Genomic DNA, 10,393 nt, shown 5'->3' with positions numbered 1-10,393 from the left:
GGCCGGCTGCGGGTGCCGATCGCCGGGACGCACCCGCTCGACGAGGCGGCCATCGCCCTGGAGGAGAGCCGGGCCGGGCACGTGAGCGGCAAACTCGTGCTGCTCCCGTGACGGGCCCGCGGCCTCCGGCGGTCGGGGCGGCCGAGGACACCGCCCGCGGTCCGACGGAGGCGGCAGCGCGCAGGCCCCCGCGGTGAGGTCCTGCGGTGGACGGGTCCAGGAGAGGACCCGCCCACCGCGGGCCGGCGCGGCCCCGGCCCCGGACGCCGGCGGTTCCGCGCACCGGCACGGCTCAACCCGGCCCCGGGCCTCCGTAGGTGCGCCCCAGCTCGGACCGCGCGGTGATGCCCAGCTTGGCGAACACGTTGCCGAGGTGGTGGCCCACGGTGCGGTGACTGATCCGCAGCTTCGCGGCGATCTCGCGGTTCGTCATCCGCTGAGCGGCGAGCCGGGCGATCCTGTCCTCCTGGGCGGTGAGCCGGACGCCCTCTCCGGCGCCGGGGCTCCCCCGGCGGCCCGGGGGGCCGGTGAGGTCCCGTTCACGCCGCGCCCGTCGGCTGAGCGGCTCGGCCCCCAGGCGGTCGAACGCCTCCAGGGCGCTCCCGAGGTGGACACGCGCGTCGGTCCGCCGACGGCCCCGCCGCAACCACTCGCCGTAGAACAGCTGGGCGCGGGCGCGCAGAAGGGGTTGCGACCGTGTGCCGGGCACGTCGAGCGCGGCCTGGAAGGCGTCCTCGGCGCGGGGGCCGTCCAACAGCGCCTCGGCGGCGTGCGCGGCGGAGCGCGCCCACGGCGCTCCGGTGCGCCGCGCCCAGGCGTGCAGCCGCCGCATCCGCTCCTCGGCGACGTCGAACCTCCCCACGTGCACGGCGGCCTCGGCGGTGTCGAGCGCGGCCAGCAGCGCGAAGGTCGGATGCGCCGCACCGTGTGCGGGGTCGGCCAGGCGCAGCAGGGTGTCCAGCGCTTCCCCGGGACGCTCCTGGAACAGGCTGTTCATGCCGCTGATCCAGTAGGACGCCGCGCTCACCGCACGGCTTCCCCGCGGGAGCGCGGTGCGCAGCACGCGTTCGGCGGCCTCGGCCGCCCGGTGCTCGTCACCGCGCACGGCGGCGAGCCAGCCCAGGCAGTTGCGGCAGTGGGCGGCGATCTGGTCGGCGCCCACGTCCTCCGCCAGCCGCAACCCCTCCTCGGACGCGGACTCCGACTCCGCCCAGCGGCCGGCGAAGCCGTCCAGCGTCGCGGTATGGGCCAGGACGTCGGCGAGCCGGGCCGGTTCGTAGCGCCGCCGCAGGTGCGGCGCCCGGCGGCGCAACGCGTCCCCCACCGCCGTGTCGATGCCCCAGACCACCGCGAGGGGAGCGGGCGGAAGCAACCGCAGCGGCGTCCTGCGAGCCCGGGCGAGGGCGTCGGCGAAACCGGTCGCGTCGGTCGGCACGGCGTCGGCGGCCGGGTCGTCGCTCCACCAGGCCAGGAGGACGGGAAGCCCGTCCCGCTCCTCGACGTCGAGTTCCAGCAGCGATTCCAGCGCCCCGGCCGCCAGGTCGCCGCGTCCGGCCGCCCAGCCGGCGCGCATGGCCGTGGTGCCCAGCTCCAGCGCCGTGCCCGGGTCCGCGACCAGCTCCATGTCGGTGGTCAGGTAGTGGTGGGCCAGTTCGGGGGCGCCGCGGGAGGACTCGATGACGCCGCGCAGGCCGTGGCTGCAGCGGGCGACGTGGGTGCCCGGGGCCAACCGCTCCGCGTCGTCGAGCAGGCGCTCCGCGGTGGTCGCCCACCCGGCGTCCCAGGCGGCCCGCGCCGCTCCGGCCAGCCGTCGGGAGGCGTCGATCGGCGCCGACGAGAGTTCGGCGGCCCGCCGCAGCGCCCACGCCTCCGCCGCCATGGCACCGCGGAGCCGGGAGCGGGCCGCGGTCCGTTCGAGCAGTCCGGCGACGTCCTCGTCGTGGTCGTGTGCCGCGGAGGCGAGGTGCCAGGCGCGCTCCTCCGCCTCGTCGGGCAGCGCGGCGGCCAGGGCCCGGTGCGCCCGCCGCCTCTCCGCGGCACCGCAGCAGTCGTAGACGGCTCTGCGCACGACGGGGTGGCGAAACCCCACTCGGTCTCCCCTCACGCGCAGCAGACCCGCGTCCTCCGCCTCGTCCCAGGCGGTGTCGTCGACGCCGAGGGCGCGGCCGGCCCGCCGCACCACGAGCAGGTCACCGTGGTCCTCGGCCGCCGCGAGTACGGTGAGCAGCCGCACCGGGGGGCTCAGGGCCTCGATCGCGGCGCGGAAGGCACGGCGCAGCCGCGGTCCGACGGGCGGCCGCAGCCGTCCGGGGAGGGGCTCGGCCTCGTCGGGGCGCCAGTCGGCCCCGACCGCCTCCAGCAGCGCCAGGGGGTTGCCCCCCGCCTCCTCGACCGCCGCCCGCACCAGGGCCTCGTCGGCGCGCGGGGCCGCGGTCGCGTGCAGGCGCCGCGCGCTCCCTTCGGTGAGGCCCTCGACCCGCACGTCGGGGACGCCCTCCCATGGCCGGGCGGCCGGGTCGCCGTGGTCGGCCACCAGCACCACCACGGGATGCGCCGCCACACGCCGGGCGAGGATGCCCAGGCACCGCGCGCTGGCTCCGTCGAGCCACTGCGCGTCGTCCAGGGAGACGAGGACGGGCCGCTCCTCGGCGATCGCGCAGAGCAGCGACAGCACGGCCGCCCCCACCGGGAGCGGGTTCGCCGGGACCTCACCCGCTTCGAGCGCGGTGCGCAACACCGCTCCCCCGTCCGGCGGCGACTCCATCCGCGCGGCCACCGGTCGCAGCAGCCCGTGAAGCCCGGCGAAGGGCAGGTCCGACTCCGACCGGGCGGCCCGGTGGCCGAGCCGGACGAAGTCCGCGGCCCGGTCGTGGGCGTAGCGCAGCAGAGTGGACTTGCCGATGCCCGGTTCGCCCCACAGCGCGAGGGCACCGCCCCTGCCCTCGCGGGCCCCCGAGAGGAGCCCGTCGAGGGCCGCGGTCTCCTCCTGGCGGCCGATCGGCTCCGCCACCGCCGGGGGGAGCACGGCTCCGGCGGTGTGCGTGTCCGGATACGGCGGGTTCACGGCGCCCGCTCGGCGGTGAGGGGCCCGTGAGCGGCACCGGTGGGCGGGTGCGGTCCGCGTCCCGGCGAGCGTCCCCGGTTCACGGCGACTCCCGGCGGAAGAAATGTGTGTCCATGGCCCAAGGCTGCCCAACGACTCCCTTCAGCGACAAAACGACCCTGACCCGGTCAGGGGAAATGACCCCCTCCGGTACCCTGCGCGCATGGCCAGATCCCGACCGACCGACACGTCAGCGGCTTCCTCCGCCCGTAGTGGTGCGGACGACGGCTTCGAGCGCATCGACGACGAGACGTGCCGCAGCTTCCAGCGCTCGGTCGAGCTCGTCGGCGGGAAGTGGACCGCCTCGGTGCTGTTGGCGTCCGTGCGGGGCGCCCGCAGGTTCGTCGAGTACCGTGCGCACGTTCCCGGCATCTCGAACCAGCTGCTGTCCCAGCGCCTGCGGGAACTGCGGTCCCACGGGCTGATCGACCGGACGGTCGTGCCGACCACCCCGGTGCAGATCCTGTACCGGCCCACCGAACGCGGTGTCGGGCTGATGCGCGTCCTGCACCCGCTCGTCGAGTGGAGCGTCGAGAACGACTCGGAGCGGCGGACCGCGACCGACGACGACCGGTGAACCCGCGCCCCGGCCGTCCGGGACCGGGTGGCGGAGTCACTCGTGCGGCGGTACGGGGCCGTCCGCCCGGGACGTCGCTCACTCCTCGGGAACCGGTGCCGCTGATCCGCTCCCGGACCGCCCCCGTTTGATGGCGGCCTCGACCGCGGTGCCGATACGGCGCAGCGCCGCGAGCTCCTGCGGCCCGAGGCCGTCGATCAGGTACTCGCGGACCGCCGCGACGTGCCCCGGCGCCGCCGCCGCCACCGCCTCGTAACCGGCCCCGGTCAGTACCGCGTCGGTGCGCCGACCGGCCCCCGGGACCCGGACCCGTGTGAGCAGTCCGCGTTTCTCCAGACGCCCCGCCACGTGCGATAACCGCGACAGCGACGCCGACGTGCGCGCGGCCAGCTCACTCATGCGCAGGGTGTGCTCCGGCTGCTCGGAGAGCACCGAGAGCACCATGTACTCGAAGAAGGTCATCCGGGCCTCGCGCTGCATCCGCGCGTCCAGGGCGGCCGGCAGGCTGATCATGAGCGCGGAGTTGGCCAGCCACGCCGCCAGCTCGTCGGGCTCCAGCCACCGCGTTCGCGCGGCCGAAGGCGCGGGCCCTTCAGCGTGGAGGCCCTCCCCGGCCTCCGTCCCCTGGGACGCGTCCCGGTCCGGCCCGTGCCCACCCGCCGTGTTTGTCGCCATGGCCCCATCCTAACCACCGTTGTTGACGCATCAAGTTGAGTCGCGTAGAACTTGATGCGTCAAGTTCGAACGGCCCGGGGCGCACCGGCACAGGTGCGCCGCCGCGGACCGGCGACCCCCTCCAGGAAGGACCACGGCATGCGGACCACATCGCTCGGCGGACTCCAGGTCCCGCGCATCGGCCTCGGCGTCATGGGAATGTCCGCGTTCTACACCGGAGCGGGCCGTGACGACGACGCCTCGGTCCGCACCATCCAGCGTGCCGTGGACCTCGGCGCCACCCACCTGGACACCGCCGAGGTCTACGGGCCCTACGTCAACGAGGAACTGCTGGGCCGCGCGATCAGCGGGCGCCGCGACCGGGTCGTCATCGCCACCAAGTTCGGCCTCGTCTCCCACACCGGCCGACCGGGCCCCGACAGCACCCCCGCCAACATCCGCGCGGCGGTGGAGGGCTCCCTGCGGCGCCTCGGGACCGACCGCATCGACCTGTACTACCAGCACCGCGTCGACCCCGGCACCCCCATCGAGGACACGGTGGGCGCGCTGGGCGAACTGGTGGCCGCGGGCAAGGTACGCCACATCGGCCTCTCGGAGGCGGCCCCGGCGACGATCCGCCGGGCCCACGCGGTCCACCCCCTGGCCGCCGTCCAGACGGAGTACTCGCTGTGGACCCGCGACGTCGAGGCCGACGTGCTGCCCGCCCTGCGTGAACTGGGCATCGGCCTGGTCCCCTACTCGCCCCTCGGGCACGGTTTCCTCACCGGCGGCATCCGCTCGTTGGACGGCCTGGACGCCGCCGACTGGCGGCGCACCAACCCCCGGTTCACCGGCGGCAATCTCACGCGCAACCTGCGCATCGTCGACGAGGTGAGCGAGGTCGCCGCGGAGGCCGGGGCCACACCGGCGCAGGTCGCCCTGGCGTGGCTGCTCGCGCGGGGTGAGGGCATCGCTCCCATCCCGGGCACCAGGCGCACCGACCGCCTTGAGGAGAACACCGCCGCCGACGGCCTGCGGCTCACCAGCGCACAGATCACCCGGCTGGACGAACTGGCACCGGCCTCCGGCGAGCGCCACGCCGCCGCCGACATGGCCGTCGTCGACCGCTGAGAAGGCGGCGGGGCGAGCACCGCCCCGCCCGCCGACCGAACCGATCGGCTCCCCGGCGGTGGCGTGACGCCTCCCGGGACGGCCCCACATCTTCCACGACCCCGCAGCGGACCGGACCTACGGACCAGCCGTACGCCGACCGCGCGTCAAGAACGGAACCGCACATCATGTCGAACAACCCGATCCGTGTCGGCGTCATCGGAGCCGACACCAGTGCGAGCTGGGCGGGGGCCTCGCACATCCCCGCCCTGGCGGCGCAGCCGGAGTTCAGGTTGGCCGCCGTGGCGACCCGGCGCGAGGAGAGCGCACGCCGCGCGGCCGAGGTCTTCGGCGCCGAACGCTGGTTCGCCGACCCCTACGCACTGATCAGCGACCCCTCCGTCGACCTCGTCACCGTGGCCGTCAAGGTCCCGGCCCACCGCGAACTCGTGCTGGCGGCACTCGCGGCGGGCAAGGCCGTGTACTCGGAGTCCCCCCTGGGCGCGACCGTCGCCCAGACCGAGGAGATGGCCGCGGCGGCGGGTCGGCTGCACACGGCGATCGGCCTGCAGGGGCGGCACAATCCCTCGGTGCGCCGCGCCGCGCAGATCGTGGCGCAGGGCCGACTGGGGCGACCGCTCTCGGCACGGGTCACCGCGACGACGTTCGGCAACGGCCCGGAGTCGGTGAGCGCCTACGCCTACTTCGACAAGGCGGCGGCCGGAGCCGGTTTCCTGACCGTCGCGGTGGGCCACGTGCTCGACGTGGTCGAGGCGGTCCTCGGACGCGTCACCGAGATCGACGCGCGCACCGAACTCCTGTGGCCGCGGGTACGGCTGACCGACACCGGCGAACTATCGGCCCGGGAGACACCGGACCACCTCGACGCCGTCGTCAAAACCGCCTCGGGGGCACCGGTGGGAGTGCAGGTTCTAGCGGGCGTACCCGCGGCGGACGCCCGTTTCGGCTTGGAGGTCCGCGGAACGGACGGCTGGCTGGCGCTGACCGGCGACCACCCCGCGGGTGTCCAGGTCGGCGACCTCGCGCTGACCTCGAACGTGGAGTTCGAGGCGCCCGACGCCCCCGTCGCCACCGGCACCGGACCGGCCGCCGCGCAGGTCTGGGCGGGCGCCTCCGTCAACGTGGGAGAGGTGTACGCCTCACTTGCCCGCGACATCGGGAACGGGACGTACGACACACCGGGATTCGAGCACGCCGTCCACAACAGCCGACTGGTCGCCCAGGTGGAACGGGCCGCGCGTACCGGCCTCCGGCAGCACCTGCGGCGGTGACCGGTCCGAAGGCGCGGGCCGTGACCGATACGGCGACCGATTCGCGGACCCGAACGGCTGCCGTAGGTTCAGTCCCGCTCGGGGCCCTTCGGCCCGGACCACACCGATTACGGGAGTCGTTGATGAATGCTGTCCTCGGTCGCTTCGGCGTCGGCGGGGCCCTGTGAGGGGGCCGCTCCGTACGACCACACCCGCGCGGGCCGCCGTGATCGAGAAGCGGGACGGGCCGTTCGAGTTCCGCGACGTCGAGGTCGAGGAACCCCGGGCGGACGAGATCCTGGTCCGGATGGTCGCGACCGGGATATGCGCGACCGACGCCCACGTGCGGGCCCAGCGGATGGCGACACCGCTGCCGGTGGTGCTGGGGCACGAGGGCGCGGGGGTCGTCGAGCGCACGGGAAGCGCCGTCACCTCCGTCGCGCCCGGCGACCACGTCGTGCTGTCCTACCACTCGTGCGGACGCTGCAAGCCGTGCGTCTCCGGGCACGCCGCCTACTGCGACGACGTCTGGGCGGCGAACTTCGCGGGTGCCCGCCTGGACGGGTCGAACGGGCTGCACGCCGTCGGCGGCCCCGGGAACGACCGCGAACCCCGCGGCCACTTCTTCGGGCAGTCCTCCTTCTCCACCTACGCCCTCACCCACCAGCGCAACACCATCAGGGTGCCCGCCGACCTGCCCCTGGAGGTCATGGCCCCGCTGGGCTGCGGTCTGCAGACGGGCGCCGGAGCCGTGCTCAAGGCCCTCGCCGTTCCGGTGGGCGCGTCCCTCGCCGTGTTCGGCGTGGGCGCAGTGGGCCTGGCGGCGGTCATGGCGGCGCGCGTGGCGGGCGCGGCCACCATCGTGGCCGTCGACGTCGACGCCGACCGGCTCGGACTGGCACGCGAACTGGGAGCGACCCACACCATCGACCCACGGATGGTCGGGGACCTGGCGGCCGCGCTCCGCGCGGTCGAGGAGCGCGGCATGGAGTACGTCCTGGACACGAGCGGCCGAGCGGAGAACCTCGACGCGGGTGTCGGCGCGTTGGCGCCCATGGGGAGGTTCGGCTTCGTGGCCTTCCACGAGGGCGGGGGCGCGGTGGTCGACGCGGGCCGCCTCACGATGGGCCAGTCCCTGCAAGGCATCATCCAGGGCGACGCCGTCTCACCGCTGCTGGTCAACGAACTCGCCGAACTCTACCGGGCGGGCCAGTTCCCGATCGACCGGCTGCTGTCCTTCTACGACTTCACCGACATCAACACCGCGTTCGACGACGCGGGCTCGGGCCGGCTCACCAAGGCGGTCCTGCGGTTCACGCCACCGGAATAACGCGGCCGTACGGACGTGCGCCTCGCCGAGGGCCGCACGTTCCACGAGAGCCGAGAACGAGGAAAGGTGTTTCACCGATGTGCTCCAGCAGTCAGAGAACCATCACCGCCGACGACGCCCCGGACTTCTACGGGATCGACCACTACGGCTTCCCCCGGGCCGGGGAGGACGACCCCTCCGACCCCGAGGGCTACTACCCCCCGTACCTGCGGAGTGAGCGCTTCCAGAAGTACGGCTACCACGTGGAGGAACTGCGCGACGGCTTCTACTGGGTCACCAGCGCCGGTTACGACGCCGCGTTCGTGGTGAGCGGCGAGGGCGTGGTCGCCATCGACGCACCGCCGACGCTGGGCGAGAACATGCTGGCGGCGATCGAGGAGGTCACCGACCAGCCGGTGACCCACGTGGTCTACAGCCACTGGCACGCCGACCACATCGGCGCCGCCTCCGTGTACGGCCCCGACGTCGAGATCGTCGCCCACCGCATCACCAAGGAGCTCCTGGAGCGGTTCCCCGACCCCAAGCGCCCGGTGCCGACGCTCACGTTCGAGAACGACCACGTCCTGGACGTGGGCGGCGTGGAGCTGCACCTGTCCTACAAGGGCGAGAACCACTGCCCGGGGAACATCTTCGTCTACGCCCCCCGGCAGAAGGTGCTCACCGCCGTGGACATCCTGAGCCCGGGCTCCGTGACGTTCATGCACTGCGACGCCTCGCAGAACATCTCCGGCTGGTACGAGGCGCACTCCCAGATCCTGGAGTACGACTTCGACTTCTTCGTCGGCGGGCACCACATGCACTACGGCACCCGTGAGCAGGTGGAGCTGTGCGTGGAGTACTTCGCCGACGTGCTCGAAGGGGCCACCGCGGCGGTCGATCGGTTCAGCGGCTCCGACGCGCTGGTCGGCATCCTGGCCGGCGCAGGCCAGGACAGGGTCTTCGTCGGCACGGAGAACTGGATCAACTCCATGGCGAACCACACCACCCGGCACGTCCTGGAGAAGCGGACCAGCAACGGGCAGCTGTGGTGGGAGCGCCTGGCGGGCGCCACCACCCAGACCAAGTACCACGCCTACACCGTGCTGGAGTCGATCCGGTTGGAACGGCCCCGCCCCGACTACCGCCTGCGCGGGACCAACCCCCCGCCCTTCCAGACCTGACCCGGCCGTACGCGGAAGGCGTGCGGGTTCGAGGAACGCGGGAACCCGGCGGGCGGGTCGGCGCGCCGCCGGGTCCCGCGCCCTTACGGGTGCGGGATCCGTGTCCCGGCCCTGGTCCGGGCCGGACCGGTGGTCACAGGTGCGGGGTGATCAGCTCGACGACGTTGTTCTTGGAGGAGGGCCCGATCCGGGTGGCGACGATGTTTCCGTCCTTGAAGACGTGCAGGGTGGGTATCGCCGTGATGTCGTACACGGGAGGCGTCTGAGGGCTCCGGTCGATGTCGAGCCGGGCGATGGTCACCCGGTCCGCGTACTCCTTGGCGGCCTCGGCCAGGACCGGGTCCAGCGCCCTGCACACAGCGCTCCACTCGGCCCGGAAGACCGCCAGGACGGGTCCCTGTGCTCGGACGACCTTCGCTTCGAAGTCAGCGTCGGTGACGTCCAGGACGGTACCGCTCATGTGCTGTGCTCCTTCGTGGACAAGAGGCGGGAACGACACCACCCATCGTCCCCGTCCCGCGGTCGACTCCGTGGTGGAATGGCGCGAACACCGTCGTCCTGTGGGGGTTCGTGGTGGTACGCCCAGCCCCGGGGGCGGACATCCGGAACGCCGCAAGGCGGGTTTCGGATACGCCGATGCGCGGGACCGGCAACTGAGCCCGCGCTCCGGCGCGCGGCGCTCCGGAAAGCCTCAGCTCCCGCGGCCGGGGAGCACGCCCAGCAGACCGGGTCGCGCTCCCCGGTCCGGGCGCGGTGTCGCCCGAGGCCCGTGGGCGGTTCCGGCCCTCGGTGGTACCGGTGGCCGCCCGTACGGGGTCGGGTCTCCGCCGCGTGGTCGGCGGTGGCGAGCCGACCGAGCCTGTCCCGGTTCCCGGAGACGAGCGCGACGGAGGACTCCTCGCGGCCGAACCCGCGATCGGCGTCAGCAACTTCGCCCCCGAGCACCTGGAGCGCCTGATCGACCAGACCGACGTCGTGCCCGCCCTCAACCAGAGCGAGCTGCACCCCTACTTCACCCAGCCCGACGTCCAGCGGGCCGACGCCGCCCACGGAGTGCTCACCCAGGCGTGGTCGCCCATCGGCGGCATCACGTTCTATCCGGGCTGGGGCGAGGACCGCGTCAGCGTCATGGACGTCCCCGCCATCGCGCGGATGACCGTTCACGGGAGCGGCCGCCATGGGGCGGCC

9 protein-coding genes and 1 pseudogene are annotated in these 10,393 nt (G+C 73.9%); 7 read left to right on the top strand and 3 right to left on the bottom strand.

Annotated features, from left to right (window positions below; all coding sequences use genetic code 11):
• Positions 1-12 precede the first annotated feature (12 nt).
• A complete protein-coding gene (locus DQW06_RS19525; protein WP_232833084.1) occupies positions 13-111 on the top strand; it encodes a hypothetical protein in 99 nt (32 codons plus the stop codon).
• Positions 112-292: 181 nt separating this feature from the next.
• On the opposite strand, the gene DQW06_RS19520 is transcribed toward DQW06_RS19525, so the two are convergent.
• Complete coding sequence (locus tag DQW06_RS19520; RefSeq protein WP_232833082.1) at positions 293-3,025, bottom strand: AAA family ATPase; 2,733 nt, start codon at positions 3,023-3,025, stop codon at positions 293-295.
• A gap of 241 nt (positions 3,026-3,266) precedes the next feature.
• Between DQW06_RS19520 and DQW06_RS19515 the strand changes: the two genes are divergently transcribed.
• The gene (locus DQW06_RS19515; RefSeq protein WP_117199067.1) at positions 3,267-3,680 is read left to right on the top strand and encodes a helix-turn-helix domain-containing protein; all 414 of its coding nucleotides are present in this window, start codon (positions 3,267-3,269) and stop codon (positions 3,678-3,680) included.
• A gap of 78 nt (positions 3,681-3,758) precedes the next feature.
• On the opposite strand, the gene DQW06_RS19510 is transcribed toward DQW06_RS19515, so the two are convergent.
• Positions 3,759-4,355 carry a MarR family winged helix-turn-helix transcriptional regulator gene (locus tag DQW06_RS19510; protein WP_198662502.1) on the bottom strand — a complete coding sequence of 199 codons (597 nt, stop codon included), beginning with the start codon at positions 4,353-4,355 and terminating at the stop codon, positions 3,759-3,761.
• A gap of 138 nt (positions 4,356-4,493) precedes the next feature.
• On the opposite strand from DQW06_RS19510, the gene DQW06_RS19505 reads away from it, so the two are divergent.
• The 4 genes from DQW06_RS19505 (at position 4,494) to DQW06_RS19490 (ending at position 9,205) form a co-directional block, all read left to right on the top strand.
• Positions 4,494-5,465 carry an aldo/keto reductase gene (locus tag DQW06_RS19505; protein WP_071622319.1) on the top strand — a complete coding sequence of 324 codons (972 nt, stop codon included), beginning with the start codon at positions 4,494-4,496 and terminating at the stop codon, positions 5,463-5,465.
• Between the two features lie 167 nt (positions 5,466-5,632).
• Complete coding sequence (locus DQW06_RS19500; RefSeq protein WP_117199066.1) at positions 5,633-6,736, top strand: Gfo/Idh/MocA family protein; 1,104 nt, start codon at positions 5,633-5,635, stop codon at positions 6,734-6,736.
• Positions 6,737-6,941: 205 nt separating this feature from the next.
• The gene (locus DQW06_RS29825; protein WP_198662501.1) at positions 6,942-8,045 is read left to right on the top strand and encodes an NAD(P)-dependent alcohol dehydrogenase; all 1,104 of its coding nucleotides are present in this window, start codon (positions 6,942-6,944) and stop codon (positions 8,043-8,045) included.
• Positions 8,046-8,122: 77 nt separating this feature from the next.
• Positions 8,123-9,205, top strand: coding sequence for an MBL fold metallo-hydrolase (locus tag DQW06_RS19490; protein ID WP_117199064.1), 1,083 nt, complete (start codon positions 8,123-8,125; stop codon positions 9,203-9,205).
• A 133-nt stretch (positions 9,206-9,338) separates the two neighbouring features.
• On the opposite strand, the gene DQW06_RS19485 is transcribed toward DQW06_RS19490, so the two are convergent.
• On the bottom strand, positions 9,339-9,665 hold the full coding sequence (locus tag DQW06_RS19485) for a co-chaperone YbbN (protein WP_071622321.1): 327 nt from the start codon (positions 9,663-9,665) through the stop codon (positions 9,339-9,341).
• Between the two features lie 338 nt (positions 9,666-10,003).
• On the opposite strand from DQW06_RS19485, the pseudogene DQW06_RS29285 reads away from it, so the two are divergent.
• A pseudogene (locus DQW06_RS29285) lies at positions 10,004-10,393 on the top strand (hypothetical protein); the annotation flags it as partial.

The organism is Nocardiopsis sp. TNDT3 (assembly GCF_003427465.1).
Taxonomy (GTDB): domain Bacteria; phylum Actinomycetota; class Actinomycetes; order Streptosporangiales; family Streptosporangiaceae; genus Nocardiopsis; species Nocardiopsis dassonvillei.
This window is presented reverse-complemented; position numbering and strand designations above follow the sequence as displayed.

What these genes read in the sequence shown, in the direction of transcription:
- DQW06_RS19515 (WP_117199067.1), top strand. Translation starts at nt 3,267, where the DNA reads ATGGCCAGATCCCGACCGACCGACACGTCAGCGGCTTCCTCCGCCCGT.
- DQW06_RS19510 (WP_198662502.1), bottom strand. Translation starts at nt 4,355, where the DNA reads ATGGCGACAAACACGGCGGGTGGGCACGGGCCGGACCGGGACGCGTCC.
- DQW06_RS19505 (WP_071622319.1), top strand. Translation starts at nt 4,494, where the DNA reads ATGCGGACCACATCGCTCGGCGGACTCCAGGTCCCGCGCATCGGCCTC.
- DQW06_RS19500 (WP_117199066.1), top strand. Translation starts at nt 5,633, where the DNA reads ATGTCGAACAACCCGATCCGTGTCGGCGTCATCGGAGCCGACACCAGT.
- DQW06_RS19490 (WP_117199064.1), top strand. Translation starts at nt 8,123, where the DNA reads ATGTGCTCCAGCAGTCAGAGAACCATCACCGCCGACGACGCCCCGGAC.
- DQW06_RS19485 (WP_071622321.1), bottom strand. Translation starts at nt 9,665, where the DNA reads ATGAGCGGTACCGTCCTGGACGTCACCGACGCTGACTTCGAAGCGAAG.